Source organism: Brevundimonas phoenicis, from assembly GCF_047237745.1.
In the GTDB taxonomy this organism is placed as follows: domain Bacteria; phylum Pseudomonadota; class Alphaproteobacteria; order Caulobacterales; family Caulobacteraceae; genus Brevundimonas.
Genome location: NZ_JBDFLN010000001.1, coordinates 1,991,303 through 2,012,126, shown reverse-complemented (window position 1 = coordinate 2,012,126; position 20,824 = coordinate 1,991,303). Strand labels below are relative to the sequence as shown.

Sequence of the window (20,824 nt, the reverse complement as noted above, 5' to 3'; positions counted from 1 at the left end):
GGGTAAGAATGACGAACCCTCTTAGAAGGGCTCATCAATGCGACAGCCCGACGGGAAGGTGGCTCTTGTCGTGACGTCCCACCCGCTCCACCAGAGTCTGGCCATCAGCGTTCATGCCAATGACCTCGACTTCGGCCCCCTGCTTCCGATAACGGAAAACGACCTTGTCGACGGCGGCGACGCCTGTCAGGTCCCACAGGTGGGCGTCGGTCATATCGATCTCCACGCGCCTGGGGCTGCCGTGGTGTTCGAAGGCTGCGGCGAAGACATCGGCTGAGGCGAAGAACAACTGCCCAGATACGCGGTAGCGCAGCACGCCGTCTTCCGGTGTTTCAATCTCTTCGACGACCACGGTCTTACCGACCTTGCGCATGAAAAAGACGGCCGAGAGGATCACGCCCAGGACGACGCCCTTGGACAGATCGTGGGTGGCTACGACGGTCGCCGTCGTCGCGATCATGACGATGGATGACTGGAACGGCGTTGAGCGCAGCTTCAGGACTGAGCTCCAGTCGAAGGTTCCGATGGACACCATGATCATCACCGCCACCAGAGCCGCCATGGGTATTCGCGCCACCCAATCCTGAAGCACCAGGATTAGGAACAAGAGGAAGAGGCCAGCCCATAGCGTGGACAGGCGGCCTCGCGCGCCGGAGGTCACATTGATGATCGACTGGCCGATCATGGCGCAGCCCGCCATGCCGCCGAACAGGGGTGACAGGATGTTGGCGATGCCCTGACCGCGGGTCTCGCGGTCCTTGTCAGAAGGCGTGTCGGTCAGGTCGTCGATCAGGTTCGCCGTGAGCAGGCTTTCCAGCAGGCCGACGAAGGCCAATGTGGCCGAGACCGGCGCGATGATGATGAGAGTCTCCCAGGTCAGCGGGACGGCCGGCAGATGGAAGATCGGCAGGGATGAAGGCATCTGCCCCATGTCGCCAACCGTGCGGACATCCAGACCGGTCATCATCACGAAGCCGCTGATCAGGACGATGGCGACCAGGGGCGACGGCACGGCCTTGGTCAGGCGAGGGAAGCCGTAGATGATGACCAGGGCAGCGCCGACCAGAGCGAAGGTCTGCCAGTTGGCGCCGATCAGTTCCGGCATCTGAGCCAGGAAGATCAGGATGGCCAGAGAGTTGACGAAGCCGGTCATGACGCTGCGGCTGACGAAGCGGATGTAGCGGCCCAGTTTCAGCAGGCCGATGATGATCTGAAAGACGCCGCACAGGATCGATGCGGCGAACAGGTATTCCAGGCCATGATCACGGACGAGCGTAACCATGAGCAGGGCCATGGCGCCGGTCGCGGCCGAGATCATGGCGGGTCGCCCACCGACGAAGGCGATGGTTACGGCGATGACGAAGCTGGCGTAAAGGCCCACGGCGGGATCGACGCCGGCGATGATGGAGAAGGCGATGGCCTCCGGGATCAGGGCCAGGGCCACGACGGCGCCCGCCAGCAAATCGCGGCGAGGGTTGGCGAGCCATTGCTGGCGCGCGAAGGCAATAATGGACATTCAGGATTTCATTTGGACGAGCCGCATGCGGCGGCTCAGTTTCCCGACGGATCGGCGGACGGGATAGCCACCCGGCAGCCCAGGGGCGCCGAGTCCAAGGTGAACGACGGCATGCATGCCGCTACGGGGCTTCGAATGCAAGGTCCGTCTCATTCACTGTGCAAGAGGTTTGGACGCATCGACGGGGGGCGGCGAACTGTTTCAGGCGCCCGCGACGGGTGCGGCTAGTATCAAATCAATGCGACGGCGACCCCGCTTGCGGCGGTCAGGGCAACGACTATCCATGGTGGGCATTTCCACACCGTCAGCAGAACAAAGCCCGCCAGCGCCACGAGGCAGTCGATCGGACTCAGGATCGCGCCGGTTCCTACAGGGGTATAGAGGGCGAAAGCCAGAATGCCGACGACTGCCGCGTTCGCGCCGCGCATCGCTGCCTGGGCCGCCGGTCGGGCGCGCAGCAGACTCCAGAACGGCAGCACGCCTGTCACCAGCAGCAATCCCGGGGCGAAGATCGCCACGAGGCAGAGGGCGGCTCCGGCCAATCCATTTGGAGAAGGCTCCATGGCGGCGCCCAGATAGGCGGCGAAGGTGAAAAGCGGCCCCGGTACAGATTGGGCTGCGCCATAGCCCGCAAGAAAGCCATCAGAATCGATCCAGCCGGGCTGCACAACGCCTTCTTCGAGCATGGGCAGAACGACGTGACCGCCTCCGAAAACGAAAGCGCCGGCTCGATAGAAGGCGTCCAGCAGGGCGACGCCGTGGAGGCCTGTCGCCATGGAAGCGAGCGGCAAGCCCGCCAGAAGCAGAACGAACACGGCCAGGGCCGTTGCGCCGGCGCGCCGTGAAATCGGGAAGCTTGGAGTTGACGCTGATGTGGCGTTCGTCGTCCGGCAGAGGCGCAGCCCAGCCAGGCTGCCGATGACGATGGCGACGATCTGACCTGTCGCTCCGTCGAGCAACATCAGGATTACAACAGCGGCTAGGCCAATGACCGCTCTTTGCCAGTCGGGGGTCAGGGTACGGGCCATCCCCCAGACCGCCTGAGCGACCACAGCCACGGCCACCAGCTTCAGTCCATGAAGCAGGCCCATTCCAACCGGACCGTTGAGCGAGGCTGCGCCCATGGCGAACAAGACCAGAAGCGCGGCGGACGGCAGCGTGAAGGCGCACCATGCCGCAACGCCGCCCAATGGGCCGGCGCGCCACAAGCCCAAGGCGTAGCCCGCTTGGCTGGAGGCTGGACCGGGCAGGAATTGGCACATGGCGACCAGATCAGCGTATCCGGCTTCATCGATCCAACGGCGTCGCGAGACCAACTCGTCCCGGAAATAGCCGAGGTGCGCGACGGGCCCGCCGAACGACGTGAGGCCGAGCTTGAGGAAGACCGCGAAGACCTCTGTCGGCGAACCGGCCAGTGGCGCGCTCGGGCGCCTGTGGACTGAGCTGGATTCGCCGCTGATTTCCGTGGCCATTCTCTAACAATCCAGTCTGAGGCTACGCAGACCTGGTCGCGATCGCGGACAGGTCGTTGGCCGCATCGATCGGCACGCCTGACGCCTTCCGCTCGGAATAGCGATCCACCAACTGCCCCGAATGGCTCCGCGTCAGGACGGTGAAGCGCACCAGTTCCTCCATCACATCGACGATACGGTCGTAGTAGCTGGACGGTTTCATCCGGCCGTTGTCGTCGAACTCCATGAAAACCTTGGCGACGCTGGACTGGTTGGGGATGGTGATCATCCGCATCCAGCGGCCCAGCAGGCGCAGGGTGTTGACCGCGTTGAAGCTTTGCGAGCCGCCGGAGACCTGCATGACCGCCAGGGTGCGGCCCTGGGTCGGGCGCATGCCGCCCATGCTCAGCGGCAGGTGATCGATCTGAAGCTTCATGATCCCGGAAATCTGGCCGTGGCGTTCCGGGCTGCTCCAGACCATGCCTTCCGACCACAGGGCGTGCTCGCGCAGTTCGTGGACGGCGGGATGATCGTCGTAGTCGACCTGATCGGTCAGCGGCAGGTCAGACGGATCGAAGATGCGCGTCTCGCAGCCCATGAAGCGCAGAAGGCGAGCGGCCTCCTCGACGCACAGGCGCGAAAAGGACCGATCCCGCAGTGAGCCGTAGAGCAGCAGGATGCGGGGCGGATGGTCGTTCGGGCCGAGCCCCAGCGCCGGCTGGCTGGACAGATAGGCCGGGTCGAGCGCGGGCATATGGTCGGGATCGGGCAGAATGCGAAGGCGGGTCATTGGGTACGCAACTCCTTGAACATGAAAGTCGCCGAGGTCGGGCAAAGGGCGCTGAACTGGCGGGAGGCGGCGATGGCGGTCGGCGCCGCCGAACGCGGCAGGACGACGTAACCGTGCCGCTCGAAGAAGGCGGTCGCCGTGGTCGTGAGCAGGTAGAGGCCGGCCGCTTTTCGCCCCGCCGCCTCAGTTTCCAGCAAGGACAGGATCGCTGAGCCGTGGCCGGCGCCGCGATGGCTGTCGATGACGACAATGGAGCGGATCAGGCCGTCGAGACCGATCTGCTCCAGCCCGCCGTAGCCGATCGGCCTGCCGTCGACCTCGAAGCGGTAGAAGCGCCGACCAGGTTCGTGGAGGTCATTCGTCGGCAGTCCGGCGGCCTCCAGCGCGGCGATCAGGTCGGCGGTGGGTTCAGGTAACTCCACAGCGTTGAAGGCCATCAGCAGACGTTCTTCTTGGGGGCGGTATCGGGGAAGTAGCGGCGGCCCAGCCAGAGGGCGACCGACACCAGCAGGATCAGCACCGGCACCTCGACCAGCGGGCCAATGACAGCCGCGAAGGCGACCGGCGAGGCCAGTCCGAACGCAGCGATGGCGACGGCGATCGCCAGTTCAAAGTTGTTGGAGGCGGCGGTGAATGCCAGGGCTGTGGTGCGCGGGTAATCCGCCTCGATCAGCCGTCCCATCAGGAAGCTGACCACGAACATGACGAAGAAGTAGATCGTCAGCGGGATGGCGATGCGCAGGGCGTCCAGCGGCAGAGCCACGACCTCGCCGCCCTTGAGGCTGAACATGGCGACGATGGTGAAGAGCAGGGCGATCAGGGTAACCGGCGCGATGCGCGGCAGGAAGCGCGCCTCGTACCAGTCGTTCCCCTTGCGCGCGACCAGCGCCCGCCGAGTCAGGAAGCCGCCGAGGAAGGGCAGACCCAGGTAGACCAGGACGGCGCCGGCGATGGTCCAGACGCTGACATCGACCACGCTGCTATCCAGTCCGAAAAGGGGCGGCAGCACGGTCAGGAACAGCCAGGCGTAGAGGCTGAAGAAGGCGATCTGGAAGAGCGAGTTGAAGGCGACCAGCCCTGCCACATACTGGTTGTCGCCGCGCGCCAACTGGTTCCAGACCAGCACCATGGCGATGCAGCGCGCCAGGCCGATCAGGATGACGCCGGTCATGTATTCCGGCTGGTCGCGCAGGAAGATGACCGCCAGGGCGAACATCAGCACCGGCCCCAGCACCCAGTTCTGGAACAGGGACAGCAGCAGCACGCGCTTGTCGGCGAAGACGCGCGGCAGTTCCTCGTACTTCACCCGCGCCAGCGGCGGATACATCATCAGGATCAGGCCGATGGCGATGGGGATATTGGTCGTCCCGACCGACAGGTCGTCGATCCAAGCGGGCAGCCCCGGCACGACCGTACCCAGCAGCACGCCGAACGCCATGGCCGCGAATCTCCACAATGTCAGCCAGCGATCCAGGACAGACAGGCGGCGCTTTGGTTGTTCAGTAATCACAGCATTGACCATCAGCGGACCCTCCGGCCCTCGGCGTCGATGACGACTTCGCCGTCTTCCTTGGTGAAGGGCTTCAGCCCCTCGGGGGGCAGGAGGTCGAGCACCGCCTCGGACGGCCGGCACAGCTTCACGCCCAGCGACGAGACGACGATCGGGCGGTTCAGCAGAACCGGATGCGCTTGGATGGCGTCCAGAAGCTGGTCGTCCGTCAGCGCGGGGTCCCCGAGGCCCAGTTCGGCGAAGGGCGTGCCCTTCTCGCGCAGCAGGCGGCGTAGGGGAATGCCCATGCGCTCGACCAGGTCCAAGATCATCGCGCGGCTGGGCGGCGTCTTCAGATATTCGACGACGTGGGGCTCGATCCCGGCGTGACGGATCAGGGCCAGGGTGTTGCGCGACGTCCCGCAGGCGGGGTTGTGGTAGATGACGACGTCCATGAGGTCCTCAGGCGCGGCACGGCGCGAGTTCGGCCAGCAGCGGCTCGCACAGTTCAGCGCGGCCCTGGCAGCAGTCCTTCAGCAGGAAGACAACCAGCGCCTGAAGGCGATCCAGGTCTGCTCGGTAGATGATCGATCGGCTGCGGCGCTCCGAACTGATCAAACCGGCGCGGGACAGGACCCCGAGATGCGCGGACATGGTGTTGGCGGGCACCGCCAGGGCATCCGCGATCTCGCCGGCGGGTAGGCCTTCGGGTTCGTGCCGCACCAGCAGACGGAAGGCCTCAAGGCGCGTCGGTTGGGCCAGGGCGGCGAGAGCGAGGATGGCGGCTTCGGATTCCATAATTCCAAAATAATAGAATTAATGGTGTCGTCAACCAAGCCGAGAGCGCTACCCGAGATGAATGTCAGCTGTCGGTCGAGAAGCCAATGTCCGGTACTGGCGCGTTTCAGCCTCTTCTCGGCTAGCCTGTAGTCACGTGCGTCAGCTTGTCTGGGTTGCGGACGATGTAGATCGCGCGGATCCGTCCATCCTCGAGATCCAGCGCGGTCGTCTGGAGACGGCCGTCCGGGTTGTAGCTGACGTAGCCGGGCAGGCCGTCGATGACGGCCGTGCGGACCAGGGTCGGCCGTTGTCGCGGATTGCTTGAAACATGGCTGAACAGCCGGAGGACGTTGTCGATGCCGCGCACGATGTTGCGGAACGCCGACACCTTGCCGCCGCCGTCAGCGTGAATCTCGACGTCCCGAGCGAGGAGACCCGCCAAGCGCGCCGTATCGCCGCCGTGCGCGGCCTCGAAGAAGGCGCGCGCGATCCGGTCAGCTTCCGCGGCCCCGAGCGAATAGCGGCTCCGCTCGGCTTTGACGTTTCTGCGGGCGCGGGACGCCAGCTGCCGAACCGCGGCTGGCTCTCGATCGAGCGTGGCGGCGACATCCTTGAGCGGCACCTCGAAGATGTCGTGCAGAAGGAAGGCCGCGCGTTCGAGCGGCGACAGACGCTCCATGGCCAGCATAAGGGTCACCGTGACGTCGTCGGCGATCGTCTCCACCGGATCGAGCGCCTCCACCAAGGGGTCGGGGAGCCACGGCCCGACATAGGTCTCTCGGCGCGCCCGGGCTGACTTCAGACGGTCGAGGCACAGGCGGGTGATGATGCGCGTGAGATAGGCAGCGGGCGCTTCGACACTCAGGCTGACGCCTGTCCACCGGAGCCAGCCATCCTGAACGACATCCTCGGCCTCGCTCAGCGAGCCGAGCATCCGGTACGCAAGACGAAGCAGCCGCGGGCGTTCCGCTTCGAAAGTTTCGGTTTTCAAGTCCGTCGGCGTCATCGCGCAGCATTCCTGGTGGTCGTGGAAGGATGACGATCGAACGGCCTGAGATGTGACATGCCCGCAGTGCAGCCGTCCGGATGTCACATCCCGCCGGCCTGCCTCGTCAAGTCTTCACCGCGCCGATGGACGGCGCAGGATGGAGACCTCCCCATGACGACGATGACCCGCCTGACCTGGCACTCTGTGGCGCCGGAGGGCGCGAAGGCCCTTTACGGCGTCCACCACTACCTCATGACCGGGACCAACCTTCCGGAAGAACTGATCCACCTCGTGTTCCTTCGGGTGTCGCAGATCAATGGCTGCGCTCATTGTATCGATCTCCACATGCGGGACCTTTTGAAGACGATGCCAATCGACAAGGTCGTCCTGGTCCCAGTGTGGGAGGAGGTCCCGCACCTGTTCCCCGAAACCTATCGGGCCGCGCTGGCCTGGGCGGAGGAGGTGACCCGCGTCAGCGAGACCCACGCGTCGGACGAGGCCTATGCCGCTGCCAGTGCGGCGTTCGAGCCGAAGGACCTGGTGGACCTCACCATCGCGATCGCCGCGATGAATGCGTTCAATCGGCTCGGAGCCCCCTTCCGTTTGCCGGTGAAAGCGCAACCCTGATTGCGAACGCGGCGTCCTGCTCAGGGGCGCCGCGACCTTCCCGAGAGTCCGATGACCGGCTTGACGCCAATGTCCGCTCCTGGCGGATTTCGTTGAAAAAGGCGTCCCGGGCAATTGGCATGAGGGCGCTGCGCTGATTCACTCTGGTCGTTGAGACCGGAGGTGCAGCGATGATGGGCGAGCGGCGGGTCGATCAGTCGGCCCTGTTCTACGCGTTCTCGTTGGAGCGGCATGTGCCGGCGGATCACATGCTGCGCGCGATCGATCGCTTTGTGGAACTGGACGGCCTGCGGACGCATCTGGCTCCGTTCTACAGCGCCATCGGTCGCCCCTCGATCGACCCGGAGTTGCTGATCCGGATGCTGCTAGTCGGCTATTGTTTCGGCATCCGCTCGGAGCGGCGCCTGTGTGAGGAAGTTCACCTGAACCTGGCTTATCGCTGGTTCTGTCGGCTGGGCCTGGACGGCGACGTGCCGGACCACTCGACCTTTTCGAAGAACCGCCACGGTCGTTTCCGCGACAGTGATCTGCTGCGCGAGTTGTTCGAGACGGTGCTGCGCCGCTGCATCGCCGAGGGCCTGGTCGGCGGCGAGGGTTTCGCGGTCGACGCCAGCCTGATCAAGGCCGACGCCAATCGCCAGCGCTGCGTGCCCGGCGACGAAGGTCTGCCGCCCGAGGCCGCCAGCCGCGCCATCGACGAGTACCTGGCCGTGCTGGATGATGCGGCCTTCGGCGGCGCGACCCCGGTGACGCCCAGGTTCATCTCGCCGGCCGACCCGGCCTCGCGCTGGACCGGCGCCAACAAGGGCCTGGCCTTCTTCGCCTATGCGACCAACTACCTGATCGACCTGGACCACGCGATCATCGTCGATGTCGAGCCGTCCACGGCGGTGCGCCAGGCCGAGGTGACGGCGGCCCGCACCATGATCGAGCGGGCGCGCGAGCATCATGATCTGTGGCCGGCCCGGCTGGCGGCGGACACCGCCTACGGCTCGGCCGAGATGCTGGACTGGCTGGTCCACGACCAGGGCATCGAGCCCCACATCCCCGTCATCGACAAGTCGGAGCGGATCGACGGAACCTTCTCGCGCAGCGACTTCGCCTATGACCACGCCCAGGATCTCTACCGCTGCCCGGCGGGCAAGACGCTGGTCCACGGTCGGCGCGTCTTCTCGACGCCCCGGACCCAGGCGCCGCCTGACGACACCCTGCGCTATCGCGCCAGTACGGCCGACTGCCGGGCCTGCGCCTTCAAGCCCCGCTGCTGCCCCAACACGCCGATGCGCAAGGTCACGCGCTCCATCCACGAAGGCGCCCGGGACTTCGCCCGCGACATCGCCAAGACCGACGCCTACGTCGTCTCCCGGCGCGAACGGAAGAAGGTCGAGATGCTGTTCGCCCACCTCAAGCGCATTCTGAAGCTGGACCGACTGCGCCTGAGAGGCCCCAACGGCGCCAAAGACGAGTTCCTCCTCGCCGCCACCGCCCAGAACCTGCGCAAACTCGCCAAACTGATCCCGCCAGCAGCTCCGGCGGTCGCCTGAAGCGGCACCAAGCCGTCGCGCCCATTACTGGTGGCGATCTTAACAGCCGCCTTTTTCAACGAAATCGGCGCTGTAGGGACCTTCGGCCTTCATCATCAATAAACGATGAGGCCCGAGGATCCGCAGCAGGGCAATTCGCTGAGCCTGACGAGGTGCCTTCGACACCCACCGGCCGCTATGACAAGGGTCTGGTTGTCAACGCGCCGGATCTGGCGCAGGTGGCCTGCCGGCTGGACGAGGAGGCGGACTTTTCGGACTGGGCTGAGGGGTCTCGGCGGTGCCCCGTCTCGCACGGGGCGCGGGGGGGACCTCGACCAGGCAGGCGAGGGCGGCCTGGATCTCCGGCTCCAGCTCCTTCAACGGGCGGTCGGTGGCCAGCCCGATGAACAGGGCGCCGTCGATCAGGGCGCTTATGCTGACTGCCGTCTGGCGCGGGCTCATCTTCAGGCGGATCTCCCCCCTGTGCGCCAGATGGGCGAGCCTTTCGGCGAGCAGGTCGAGGTTGCGTTCCAGAATGGGCCGGTGGAGGTCGTGCAGGGGGCCCGGGCGTACGCTCTCGGCGTGCATGTGCAGCCGGATGCGGGCGACGGTGGCGATGTCGAAGCCTAGCTGGCTCCTCAAGGAGGAGGCGACCTTGAGGAACTCCGGCCAGCTGTCCGGCAGGGTGGCCTCGGTCATGCTGCCGTAGCGCAGGGCTTCGGCGACCATCTCGTCCTTGTTGGAGAAGTGGACGTAGAGCGCTCCGGCGCTCAGTCCGGCGCGGCGGCGGATGTCGGCGATGGAGGTCCGCTCGACGCCCCGCTCGGCGATGCACTCGAACACCGCGCGCAGGATCCGCTCGCGCTGGGCGGCCATGTGCTCGGCGTTGCGTCTGGGCATGGGGACTCCGTCTGAACCCTGTTCGTCACGGATGGGCGGCCCCGGGTCAAGACCCTTGACAGCTCCTCAATAATGAATGAACGTCCGTTTTGTGACAAGGGAGGGACGTCATGAACTCGCGGACCTGGATGCTGGCCGGATCGGCCGTGGCGCTCGTTCTGGTTCCGGCGGCCCACGCCCAGGAGGCCCCCGCACAGGCGCATCGGATCGAGGACGTGATCGTCACCGCCGCCAAGCGCGAGGAGCGGGCGCTGGAGGCGCCCCAAGCCATCACCGCGCTCGGGGCTGAGGACCTGTCCCGTCTTGACGCCACCCAGTTCCGGGACTTCGCCGCCATGGTGCCCGCGCTCAGCTTTACCTCCGCCGGGGTCGGCCAGTCGCAGGTGTCGCTGCGCGGGGTGACCGCCGGCATCGACATCGGCCCGACCGTCGGGATCTACGTCGACGAGGTCCCCTATGGATCGAGCACCGCCTTCTCCAACGCCTCCTCCCTGGCCCTGGACGTCGGGTTGTTCGACGTCTCCCGCGTCGAGGTGCTGCGCGGGCCCCAGGGGACCCTTTATGGGGCTGGCGCCATGGGCGGCGTGCTCAAATATGTGACGCGGGCTCCCAGCCTCGCCGGGGACGACTATGCGCTGAGGGCGGGCGTGTCGGCGACCAGCGAAGGCGGCGTCAACGCCAACGCCGCGGCCTCGGGCAATGTGGTGTTGGCGGACCAGGCGGCGCTTCGCGGCTCCGCCTTCTATGCGCGCGACGCCGGCTTCATCGACAACCTCGCCGTGGACCGCGAGGATGTGGACCAGTCCACCGTCTACGGCGGCCGGCTCGACCTCCTGTTCCGGCCCAGCGATGACCTCGACCTCCGGCTGACCGCCTTCGCCCAGGAGATCTCGCGCGACGGCGTGCCCGCGGCGGACTTCACCCTGTCGGGTCAGCCGGTCGACGGGGAGCGCGAGCAGAGGCGCATGAAGGACGAGCCCTTCGAGCAGTCCTTCCGCTTGGTCAGCGCGACCGTCGACTACGACCTGGGTTGGGGGACCCTGACCTCGGTCTCCAGCTATCAGACGGCGGAGACGAGCTTCCGCCAGGACGCCTCGGCCCTCTATGTGCCGGTGCTCGGGGGGCTGGGGCTGGCGTTCAGCGCCGTGGCGGCCGACCAGGACCGCAGCGTCGACAAGTTCGCCCAGGAGATCCGCCTGGCCTCCGAGGGCGACGGCGTCCTGCAGTGGCTGGCGGGCGCCTACTACACTGACGAGCGCAGCCATAACGGCCAGCACGTCGTTGCCTACGACCTCGCCGGCGCCGTGTCGCCGATCAATCTGGCCACCGTCGCCATTCCCAGTCGCTACGAGGAGATCGCCGCCTTCGGCAATCTCACCTGGCGGATCAGCGACGACTTCGACGTGACCGGCGGCTTGCGCTACGCCCGCAACGACCAGAGCTTCGAGCAGATCGCCTCCGGCCTTCTGATCGGCCCGACCCCGCGGTCCGCGGCCAGCGACGAGGTGGTCACCTGGCTGGCCAACGCCCGCTACCGGCCCAACGAGCGGAGCATGGTCTATGCCCGTTTCGCCACGGGTTACCGGCCAGGTGGTCCGAACTTCGTAGTCAACGACCCGGTCACCGGCCTGCCGCTGGCCGACGCCACCTTCGCCTCCGACAGCCTGAAGAGCTACGAGCTCGGTTACAAGGCGGCGGCGCGGGACTTCACGGTGGAGGCGGCTCTCTACCACATCGACTGGTCCGACATTCAGGTGACCACCGTGGCCGGGGGCGTGTCGGTGATCGCCAATGCCGGCGCCGCAGCCATCGACGGAGCCGAGGTGAGCGTCACCGCCCGGCCGTCGCCTCAGCTAACCCTGGGCGGCTCGCTCGCCTGGCAGGACGCGCGGCTCGACGAGGATGCGCCCCTGCTGGGCGGCGTCGCCGGCGACCCCCTGCCCAATGTGCCTGAGGTCTCGCTGGCCCTGACTGCGGACTATGAACTCTCCGGCGAGGGCTGGCGGCCGGTCGTAGGGGCCACGGTCCGCCACGTTGGAGAGCGCGTCGCCTCGTTCGACCTCAGCGCCGGCCTGCCGCAGTACGAGCTGCCCGCCTACACCGCCATCGACCTGCGGCTGGCGGGAACCTTCGGCTCCGTCGAGGGTCAGCTGTACGTGCGAAACCTGTTCGACGAGGCGGGCCAGCTTTCCGCCTCGACGGTCCTGTCCGGCGCCGGCGGCCCGGCCCAGGTGACCCTGCTGCAGCCCCGCACCGTCGGCGTGAGCCTCACCACCCGCTTCTAAGGCGGGTCCTCTTCCGCATTTGTACTGGAGACGCCGTGTCCGTCGCTGTCGCCATCGACCCCGCCGCCCTCGACCGCCTTCTCGACCCTTTCGACCGCACCGACGCGCCCGGCTTCGCCCTCGGCGTCGCCCATCGGGGCGTGCCGATCTACCGGCGAGGCGTCGGCATGGCCAGCGTGGAGCTGCCGGTGGCGCTGTCCCCCTCCATTCGCATGAGGATCGGCTCCACCTCCAAGCATTTCTGCGTGCTCGTGGTCATGCTCCTGGCCGAGGAGGGACGGCTCTCTCTCGACGACAGCCCGCGCCAGGTGATCCCGGAGCTGCCGACCTGGGCCGAGGCTATCACCCTGCGCCAGCTGATGTCGCACACCAGCGGCATGCGCGACAGCCTGGACCTCGTGATGCTGAGCGCCGGACCCGGGCGGCCGATCCCGCCGCGCGCCCAGCTAGAGATGCTGACCTCCATCGACAGCGTCAACTTCCCGCCCGGCGCCAGCTGGAACTACAACAACGGCGGCTATGTGCTGCTGACCGAAATCGTCGAGCGGATCACCGGCCAGAGTTAGGCGAGGTGCTGCGCGAGCGCATCTTCGAGCCCGTGGGCATGCACGACACCTGCCTGCGGCTGCTGGACACCGACCTTCTGCCAAACAGCGCCACCCTGCACCTTCCGCGGCCTGACGGCGGCTGGACTCGCGGCGTCTTCGGCCCGCCGGTGGCGGGGGAGGGGGGGATCGTCTCCACCGTCGACGACATGCTCCGCTGGCTCGCCCACATGTCGGCGCCGCGGGTGGGAAGCCCCGCCTCCTGGGAGGCGATGACGACACCCCGGGCCAGCCATGGCTACGGCCTCGGCCTGACGGTGTCGGAACATCGGGGGCTGCGTACGGTCCATCACGCCGGCGGGGTGGTGGGCGGCTCCAGCCAGATGTTGAAGGTCCCGGACCATGAGTTCGACCTCATCCTGATGACCAACGGCCGCAACGCCCTGGAGATGTACGACCTGGCGGACGCGGTGATCGACGCCTGCTTCACCGGCCTTCCCACGCGGCCGCAGGACGTGGGCGGGGCGCCGGCGACCGGAGTGTTCCACTCCCGCGCCACCGGCCGGGTGCTGGGCCTGGGCGAGCGCGACGGCGACCAGGTCCTCGATATCGCCGGCATGAGCCTGCCGGCCCGGCGCGACGAAACCGGCGCGATCACCGCCCCCATTCTGCCGACGGACCTGAAGCTGCGGCCGGTGCGTCACGAAGACGAGGTGGTCGCCCTGGAGGCGGAGGAGTTCGGCCAGACCGAGCGGCTCGAGCGGGTGAAGCCGCCGGCGGACGCACGCCTTATGGAGCGCGACTACGCCTGCCCTTCGGCGGGTCTGAGTGCCTTCGTTCGGGTCGACGGAGAGCAGCCGACCCTGACGCTGGCGAGTCCCTGGGGATCGACAGACTACGGCCTGTCGGCGATCGGCCCAGATCTCTGGCGCGGGGCGGGCCTTTCCGCCCTGCCCGTCGGGGTCAGCCTGGAGTTCGACGAGGTCGGCTTCCTGCTGACCAGCGGCCGCACCGTCCGGCTGCGGTTCGAACCCGCATGACCGGGCTCGCGGCGACTCCCACCTATCCGCCGGCGGCGGCCGCCCGGCGCGGCCTTACGGTGCTGGTCCTCCTGGCGTTCCTGACCTCGATGGACATCACCCTGACGGCGCTCCTGATCGAGCCGATGAGGCTGGAGCTCGGCCTGAGCGACGTCCAGATCGGCCTGCTCCAGGGCACCGTCTTCGGCCTGTCCTACGGCCTAAGCTCGCTGGCCATGGGCTGGCTCATCGACCGGCGCAACCGCGTGCGCCTCCTGCTGGCCGGGATCGTGGTCTGGGGGCTCGCCATCGCCGGCACTGGGCTGGCGGACTCCTTCGGGCCCCTGGTCGCCTGGCGCATCGCGCTGGGGGTGGTCACCGCGCTTTTGGTGCCGGCAGGGCTCTCGATCATCGCCGACCTGTTCCCGCCAGAGAGGCGATCCGTGGCCACCAGCCTGTTCGTCGGCGGCCAGGCGTGCGGCCAGGCAGCCGGCATCCTGATCGGCGGCTCCGCCTTCGACCTGCTGACGCGGCTGCCCCCGGTCCTCGCGGGCCTGACTCCCTGGCGCGCCCTCTATGTGGGGGCGGCGGCCCTCTGCCTGGTGCTGTTCCTTCTCCTGTTCGCGCTTCGCGAGCCGGACCGCCAGGAAAAGACGGCGGACGGAGGCGGCGCTGCCGGTTGGCGGGAGCTGTGGACCCATCGCCGCTTTCTGGCGCCCCTGCTGGGAGGGCTGCTGTTCGCCGTGGTCGCCGCCCAGGGCGCCCACGTCTGGCCGGCGCCTCTGCTGATGCGCAACTTCGCCCTCACCCCCGGCGCCTTCGCCGGCTGGCTGAGTGCGGTGACCCTCGCCGGCCTGATCATAGGCGCCTTGGCCGGAGGACAGCTGGCCGAACTCGGCCGGCGGCGGGGCGGTCGCGCGGCCGTGCTGCTGCCGGCGGCCGTCGCCGCCCTGTTGATCGCGCCGCTGTCGCTGTTCGCCGTCGCGACCACCGTTCAGATGTTCGCCGTCTTGATCGGACTCGCCCTGATCTGCGCCGGTCTTATTCCGACCGTCGGCGCCATCGCCCTGACCCTCAACCTGCCCAATGAGATCCGCGGCCGGGGCATCGCCGCCTATGTCCTGACCACGGCCCTGGGGACGGCGACGGCTCCGGCCGCCATCGCCCTGATCGGAGACCTGCTCGGCGGCGAGGCCATGCTCGGCCAAGCGGTGGTCGTGGTGTCGGCGCCGGCCGGCCTGCTGGGCGCCGCCTGCTTCATGCTGGCGATGCGGGGCGACCGGCGACCGGAGGCCACGGCGCGGGCATGAGGGGTCGGCGGCTGGAGGCGTGGATCGAGCCGCTCGCCTTTCGCGAACCCCTGCGCATCGCTGGCCGGACGCTTCCCGGTATCCCCGGCGTGCGGGTCAGGATCGTGGAAGGGCAAGCGGCGGGCCGCGGCGAGGCGGGGGGCGTCTTCTATCTTGGAGACGGTCCGGACGCGATGCTGGCGGCGATCGAGGAGGTGCGGGCCGAGATCGAGCGAGGCCTGGACCGGGGTCGGCTGCAGGCGCTGCTGCCCGCCGGCGGTGCCCGCAACGCGCTCGACGCGGCGCTCTGGGAGCTGGAGGCGGCGCTGGCTGGAGAGCCGGTCTGGCGCATGGCTGGCCTGCCCCAGCCGCGCCCGCTGGTCACCACCTGTACGCTAGGCGCCGATCCCCCGGACGTGCTGGCGGCGCGGCTGGCGGCGTTTCGCGAGGCGCGGGCGTTTAAGCTGAAGCTCGAGGGCGATCTGGAGGCCGACCGCGAGCGTCTGGCTCTGATCCGCAAGGCGTGGCCGGACGCCTGGCTGATGGCAGACGGAAACGAGGGATATCGTGCGGATCAGCTGGAGGCGCTCTCCAGCACGCTTGTGCGGTTCGCGGTGAGTTTGCTGGAGCAGCCGCTCCCTCGCGGGCAGGATGAGGTTCTCGCCGGATGCAATCCGCCCCTTCCAGTAGCCGCCGATGAGAGCCTCCAGGGGCTGGCAGACCTGGAGGGGCTCGTCGGGCGCTACCAGGTGGCCAACATCAAACTCGACAAGTGCGGCGGCCTGACGGAGGGGCTGAAGATGGTCGCCGTGGCCCGACGGCTGGGGCTCCGACTGATGATCGGCAACATGGGCGGCTCCAGCCTCGCCGCCGCTCCCGCCTGGCTTCTGGCCCAGGTTTGCGACTACGTGGACCTGGACGGGCCGATCTTCCTTGCCGCGGACGTGCCGGGCGGCGCCCGGTACGAGAACGGTCTCGTCGATATGCCGGACGACTTCTGGGGAACGGGCTCCCGTCCAGACTGACTGCTTCTCGCGCCAGGCTGCGTGGGCAGAAGCCCAGTGGTCTTGGATTCCGCTTCGCTGCTCGAGCGAAGGTCGTCTCTTCGGCAAGGTGAGAATGTCCGGTTCTGGCGCTGAGGAGATGCCAAGAGCGTAGACTGGCAACTGACACAGGGAGGCGACCTTAATGGAGGTTGGCCATGCGCGAGTCTGACCTGTTCATCCAACCCAAGCGGCCGTGGAATGCTGGCCGTCTCATCGGTCCCAAGGCGCCGCTCAAGCCGAAGCACATCTGGGCAATTCGACAGCAGTTGAAGGTCGCGAGGAGGGTGCGCGACCTTGCGATGTTCAACTGCGCCCTGGACTCTAAGCTGCGGGCCTGTGACCTGGTTCGGCTCCGGGTTAGCGATGTGGCGCCCAGCGGTGTGCTTCGCCAGCGCTCGATTGTCATCCAGCAGAAGACTGGAAGGCCTGTTCCTTTCGAGATCACGGAGCCTGCGCGAGACGCCATCGCCGCTTGGCTGTCGGTCCGCGGACAGCGCGACGATGACTGGCTGTTTCCGAGCCGCAGCCGACCAGGGCAGCACATCGGCACCCGTCAGTACGCGCGGCTCGTTGATCATTGGGTTCAGATGATCGACCTGGAACCGCAGGGCTACGGGACCCACAGCCTCAGGCGGACGAAGGTTTCGCTCGTTTACAAGAAGACCGGCAACCTGCGGGCCTGTCAGCTCCTGCTCGGCCACAGGAAGCTGGAGAGCACCGTCAGATATCTCGGCATCGAAGTCGACGACGCCCTGGAGATATCAGAGCAGATCGATCTGTGACTTGCGACCGGGCCCAAAAGCGGGCCCGGTCATTGTCGACTATGGGTGGAAAGCGGCCTAGCGATCAGTGACGTTGATTGCGATCATGGTCGGCTCGCGTGCGTCATTCGTCCAGATCGATAGGTTGGTCAGGTAAGCGGGAACGGCGACTTCGATCAACGTGTTCAACTCCGCGTCGCTGATCACCAGTCGCCTTGCTGGAGTGGCGATTTCGCCACTGAAGGCCAGCGCGAGGTTCGAGTGATCAATATTCGATCCAACAACCACACGCGTGTGCCCATCGACTTCAGAGAGAGTCCCGATACAGACGCAACGCTCATCTGCCCAAAGTCGGACCGGACCATCCCCAAACGGGGGAGCATCGACTTCCATGCTACCACCGACCAAAATGAACGAGCCGGGCGCGCTAACTAAAACCTCTTTGTGTTCCACGGTCGAAAGCCCTCGCGTATTCACAGATGCCGAACCTGCCCGCCGAAATGAATGTCCGCAACGGGTCGAAAGCGGACCTTTGCAGACCGAAGGACGAAACGTCTGTTCCCAGGCCCGCCGCCAATGCCCGCTCCCGGCATGGCGGCGATCAGTCTGCGTTCCTGACCTCAGCCCGGTTCGATTTCGCGGTGGTTTCAGTGTTGACTATCGGGAGCCTGATCGACGGATCCAATCTGCGGGATTTCAGGGGCGAGTCGCCGAGGGGCGACGAGCGTTCGGCCCGTCAACTGCTTGTTCTGTTGCCGCCACCAGTAGGCGAAGGGGGGCGTCGATGAGCTCGAGATGGACGACTGATCGGGTGTCCTCCTCCCGGTAGGGCGCGAACTCCATTCGGCGTCGAGGCGTCGCCTTCGTTGCCTCGGCAAGCGCCGCTGAGTTCAGCCAGCCCAACAGCGGGCTGGGTTTTCGAGTTGGGGGCGAGGGCGGTTCGGCGACGCTTGGGGCTCTCGAGGATTGCTGCGAACCCCGGATATCCGCAGGGCCTGATTGTGGCCGAGAGCGATGTCAGCATCCGCAAGGAAGCGAGCAGCAGGCGGCGCGCGTGCATCGGTGCGGCGCTTTTTCGGCGTCCGCCAGCCAGAAGGCTCCGTCGGGCTCGGAGTAAATGCGGTATCCAGCGGCCGAAACCCGACTGCCGTTCGTTGATTTGCCTGCAACCCGCCGTGAGCGGTGATGCACTGGGCCGGGACCGGGAACAGACACGCACGGCAGACTTCAAGAACCTATTGGGACGCTGGCTGATGTCCGGTCATGCACGTTCATGAGGCCGGAGCTGCTATGGGAGACACATAACGCGCGCGATTGTATATCGCCTCTACTTTGCGATGACCTCGCCGATGCGCCGTCATCACGCGAGGATGAGCTCCATTAAGGTGCGGGCCAGAAGCGCGACGACGGGAGCAACGCCGACGTTATGATGTTAATCACGGGCGACCTCGCCGCAGCCTGAGCGCGGCTTGAAGGTCTCCGAGGCGGGTACACGATGGGCCGTCCAGCGTCGGCTGATTTCATCGATCGTTCGATTGATCACCCGATCATCAAAAGATCTGTCCCGGGTTGGCGACATGCCGACGGCGATCTGAAGAGGATTCAGACCGATGTTCGCTGCGGTGAAGCCGCCCGTGCCAGATTCGCTCTCTGCGCCGAAATAGATCGTCTCCCCGGGGAGGGCGCTCAAGTCCCCGATGTGTTCGATTTCCTGCATATCTCGCTCAAAGCGTTCACTGCCGTCTTTAAAGACCAGATGACTGGTCGTCGCCACGGTCTGCATGAAGGCATAAAATTCCTCTTCCTGCTCGTGCCCGATCAGACAGACCTCAACTTGGTAAACGTGTGTCGTTGTCGCACAACCCCCAAGCGTGAGTATCATAAGGATAATGGCGTAGTAGCGTTTCCGCACAAATCCTCCTGAGCCACGGCGCTGCGCCTTCAGTCTCGTCCGGCCTCGCGCCGCAGCGTGGCGAGCCGGTTGCGGCAGGCCGCTTCGACGAGATCGCGCAGGCGATGGGCGCCGTCCATCAGCCAGGCCAGGTCTTCGGCGCTGAGGTCGTACTGGTCGGAGTAGCGGGCCTCGACATAGGCGCGCTTCAGCATCTCGAACCGGCGGCGGTCCGCGCGATGCTCACGCGGCCAGACGGCGATCAGCGCCTTGTCCAAGGTTTCGGCCTGGGAGCGGAGGAACTTGATGTTGTGAGAGCGCGGGAAATAAAAGGCGTGGACGAGGAGGAAGCACGCATAGGCGCGCTCGACCGCTTGGTGAAGGAGGAAGGCCGCGTCCTTTACGTTCTGACGTGCGGCATAGAACTCAGCCCCAGCTAACGCCTCAGAGATTTTTCCGAGCCATTCCGATTGATACTTTTCCGCCATGTCCGCCGCCTCCTGCGGCGTCAGCGGCTTTGGTGTGGCGAAGGGATGGCCGGGCAGGGCATAGAGTTCCACGCCGTCCTTGATGACGCCCGTCCAGAAATACTGGCCCTGGGTCAGGCCCGAGTTCACCTCGGCCATAGTGTGGACGATGACGTTGACGATCCGGCCGATGGCCGGGTCGCGCTCGATCTTGTCCTCGGCGACGTACCAGTAGTTGGCGATCTCGGTCAGCTTCTCGTGGCTGACGATGACCAGGATATCGAAATCGGACAGATAACCGGTCTCGGGCGCATCGACCCAATCGTCGCGCGAATACGAACCGAACAGGATAATCTTCAGGATCTTGCCGTCGCGACGCCACGATTGGGTCGGGCCGCCGCCGGCATGGATCGCACGGTCGAACTCTTCCAGCAGGATCGACCGGATTCGGGCCAGCTCGCGCTGCTGACGCTCAGGCAGATGATCGAGGGCGTCCTTCATGACTTCGACTCTAGCACGGCTGGTTTGCATGACCACATTCGGGCGTGGGCGCCGTCGGGGGTCGACTGAACCTTAGCCATGGAAGGGTTAGGCGTCCGCCCGAAAAGTGAGAAATCATGACTGTTGGCATGGCCGCCGCCCTTGGCGCAGAGCGCTTGGACACGACGACGGCGATCCGGACGGACGCGGCAACCTACGACATGAGGGCGTCGTCGGAAACCGCCCCTTGTCAGCAGCAGGGATTTGGACGAGCATTGTGATGCGTTCGTTTGGACGCCGAGGCGTGAGAACCTCGATTGAACTGTTCGACCTACACTCTCCGGTGCTCGGCGTGGCGGGCGCGTATGTCCAGGCTCCAATGGGGCTAAAGGCGCTCGCGCGTGCCTCAATCACGTTCTCAACACCCGGCAACGGCCGGGCCCGCCTCTTTGCGAAAGGAGGCGGGCCCGTGTCGGATCAAAGCAGACGGATGGAAGGCGAAGGCGGCGCCGAACTGTCCATTCTCTATCGCGAGAACGAGCGGTGGCTGGCCCGATCGCTCAAGCGCCGCTTCGGCGATCAGGACATTGAGGATTTGGCTCAGGAAACCTGGCTGCGCCTGGCTTCGGCGGTCTCGCGCGCGGACATCCGTCACCCGAAAGCCTTCCTGCTGCGGATAGCGACCAATTTGGCGTCGACGCGGCGACGGCGCCGCGAACTGGCGTTGAGGGCGGAGGCCGGGGCGGCGGTCCGCGACTGCATCGAGGCCGACCAAACCGACCGGGTCATGCTGGCCCAGATCGTGCTCGGCTTGCCAGAATCTCTTCGGGATGTCTTTTTACTGTCGCGTATCGACGGTCTGACAAACGCCCAGATCGCGGATAGGCTGGGCATATCTCCCAAGACCGTCGAATGGCGCATGACCCGGGCCCTGGCCCACTGCGCCGCCCAACTCCGGCGCTAGAATGAGGCGCGAC

General features: G+C 66.3%; 19 protein-coding genes, 1 pseudogene and 1 other annotated feature. Of the genes and pseudogenes, 8 read left to right on the top strand and 12 right to left on the bottom strand.

Features of this window, described 5'->3' with window-relative positions; all coding sequences use genetic code 11:
- Positions 1–34 precede the first annotated feature (34 nt).
- From ABC419_RS09970 to ABC419_RS09935, 8 genes are all read right to left on the bottom strand, one after another.
- The gene (locus ABC419_RS09970) at positions 35–1,516 is read right to left on the bottom strand and encodes a SulP family inorganic anion transporter (protein ID WP_200165174.1); all 1,482 of its coding nucleotides are present in this window, start codon (positions 1,514–1,516) and stop codon (positions 35–37) included.
- 37 nt (positions 1,517–1,553) lie between these two features.
- Positions 1,554–1,615, bottom strand: a sequence feature (sul1 is cis-regulatory element that is thought to sense ions involved in sulfur or methionine metabolism; They are found in Alphaproteobacteria).
- Positions 1,616–1,746: 131 nt separating this feature from the next.
- The gene (gene chrA, locus ABC419_RS09965; protein ID WP_234287791.1) at positions 1,747–2,988 is read right to left on the bottom strand and encodes a chromate efflux transporter; all 1,242 of its coding nucleotides are present in this window, start codon (positions 2,986–2,988) and stop codon (positions 1,747–1,749) included.
- A gap of 22 nt (positions 2,989–3,010) precedes the next feature.
- On the bottom strand, positions 3,011–3,757 hold the full coding sequence (gene arsH / locus ABC419_RS09960; protein WP_200165173.1) for an arsenical resistance protein ArsH: 747 nt from the start codon (positions 3,755–3,757) through the stop codon (positions 3,011–3,013).
- The gene (gene arsN2 / locus ABC419_RS09955) at positions 3,754–4,194 is read right to left on the bottom strand and encodes an arsenic resistance N-acetyltransferase ArsN2 (protein ID WP_200165172.1); all 441 of its coding nucleotides are present in this window, start codon (positions 4,192–4,194) and stop codon (positions 3,754–3,756) included. The genes arsH and arsN2 overlap by 4 nt, the downstream gene beginning before the upstream one ends.
- Positions 4,194–5,279: an ACR3 family arsenite efflux transporter gene (gene arsB, locus ABC419_RS09950; RefSeq protein WP_412877587.1), complete on the bottom strand. Its 1,086-nt coding sequence runs from the start codon at positions 5,277–5,279 to the stop codon at positions 4,194–4,196. Before arsB ends, arsN2 begins: the two co-directional genes overlap by 1 nt.
- Positions 5,279–5,701, bottom strand: a complete 423-nt coding sequence (gene arsC / locus ABC419_RS09945; protein WP_200165170.1) for an arsenate reductase (glutaredoxin) — start codon at positions 5,699–5,701, stop codon at positions 5,279–5,281. The genes arsB and arsC overlap by 1 nt, the downstream gene beginning before the upstream one ends.
- A gap of 7 nt (positions 5,702–5,708) precedes the next feature.
- The gene (locus ABC419_RS09940) at positions 5,709–6,044 is read right to left on the bottom strand and encodes an ArsR/SmtB family transcription factor (protein ID WP_200165169.1); all 336 of its coding nucleotides are present in this window, start codon (positions 6,042–6,044) and stop codon (positions 5,709–5,711) included.
- 121 nt (positions 6,045–6,165) lie between these two features.
- Positions 6,166–7,032 (bottom strand): sigma-70 family RNA polymerase sigma factor, encoded by an 867-nt coding sequence (locus ABC419_RS09935; protein WP_200165168.1) that lies wholly within the window; start codon positions 7,030–7,032, stop codon positions 6,166–6,168.
- 153 nt (positions 7,033–7,185) lie between these two features.
- Between ABC419_RS09935 and ABC419_RS09930 the strand changes: the two genes are divergently transcribed.
- Both ABC419_RS09930 and ABC419_RS09925 read left to right on the top strand, forming a co-directional pair.
- Positions 7,186–7,641, top strand: a complete 456-nt coding sequence (locus ABC419_RS09930) for a carboxymuconolactone decarboxylase family protein (protein WP_200165167.1) — start codon at positions 7,186–7,188, stop codon at positions 7,639–7,641.
- A 170-nt stretch (positions 7,642–7,811) separates the two neighbouring features.
- Entirely contained in the window at positions 7,812–9,185 is a 1,374-nt protein-coding gene (locus ABC419_RS09925; RefSeq protein ID WP_412876289.1) for a transposase, read from the top strand.
- 195 nt (positions 9,186–9,380) lie between these two features.
- Here ABC419_RS09925 and ABC419_RS09920 read toward each other — a convergent pair whose 3' ends face one another.
- Complete coding sequence (locus ABC419_RS09920) at positions 9,381–10,064, bottom strand: TetR/AcrR family transcriptional regulator (protein ID WP_025977278.1); 684 nt, start codon at positions 10,062–10,064, stop codon at positions 9,381–9,383.
- 110 nt (positions 10,065–10,174) lie between these two features.
- Between ABC419_RS09920 and ABC419_RS09915 the strand changes: the two genes are divergently transcribed.
- From ABC419_RS09915 to ABC419_RS09895, 5 genes and pseudogenes are all read left to right on the top strand, one after another.
- Positions 10,175–12,349, top strand: coding sequence for a TonB-dependent receptor (locus ABC419_RS09915; protein WP_412877588.1), 2,175 nt, complete (start codon positions 10,175–10,177; stop codon positions 12,347–12,349).
- A 35-nt stretch (positions 12,350–12,384) separates the two neighbouring features.
- Positions 12,385–13,934 (top strand): annotated as a pseudogene (locus ABC419_RS09910) (serine hydrolase domain-containing protein).
- Positions 13,931–15,223, top strand: coding sequence for an MFS transporter (locus tag ABC419_RS09905; protein ID WP_051582080.1), 1,293 nt, complete (start codon positions 13,931–13,933; stop codon positions 15,221–15,223). Before ABC419_RS09910 ends, ABC419_RS09905 begins: the two are co-directional and overlap by 4 nt.
- Complete coding sequence (locus ABC419_RS09900) at positions 15,220–16,227, top strand: dipeptide epimerase (protein WP_412877589.1); 1,008 nt, start codon at positions 15,220–15,222, stop codon at positions 16,225–16,227. Before ABC419_RS09905 ends, ABC419_RS09900 begins: the two co-directional genes overlap by 4 nt.
- 176 nt (positions 16,228–16,403) lie before the next feature.
- On the top strand, positions 16,404–17,030 hold the full coding sequence (locus ABC419_RS09895) for a tyrosine-type recombinase/integrase (RefSeq protein WP_412877590.1): 627 nt from the start codon (positions 16,404–16,406) through the stop codon (positions 17,028–17,030).
- Between the two features lie 57 nt (positions 17,031–17,087).
- On the opposite strand, the gene ABC419_RS09890 is transcribed toward ABC419_RS09895, so the two are convergent.
- From ABC419_RS09890 to ABC419_RS09880, 3 genes are all read right to left on the bottom strand, one after another.
- Entirely contained in the window at positions 17,088–17,462 is a 375-nt protein-coding gene (locus tag ABC419_RS09890) for a hypothetical protein (RefSeq protein ID WP_200165162.1), read from the bottom strand.
- A gap of 979 nt (positions 17,463–18,441) precedes the next feature.
- Entirely contained in the window at positions 18,442–18,921 is a 480-nt protein-coding gene (locus tag ABC419_RS09885; RefSeq protein WP_200165161.1) for a hypothetical protein, read from the bottom strand.
- A gap of 29 nt (positions 18,922–18,950) precedes the next feature.
- Positions 18,951–19,868, bottom strand: coding sequence for a HEPN domain-containing protein (locus ABC419_RS09880; protein WP_200165160.1), 918 nt, complete (start codon positions 19,866–19,868; stop codon positions 18,951–18,953).
- 283 nt (positions 19,869–20,151) lie between these two features.
- On the opposite strand from ABC419_RS09880, the gene ABC419_RS09875 reads away from it, so the two are divergent.
- On the top strand, positions 20,152–20,811 hold the full coding sequence (locus ABC419_RS09875; protein WP_200165159.1) for an RNA polymerase sigma factor: 660 nt from the start codon (positions 20,152–20,154) through the stop codon (positions 20,809–20,811).
- Positions 20,812–20,824 lie beyond the last annotated feature (13 nt).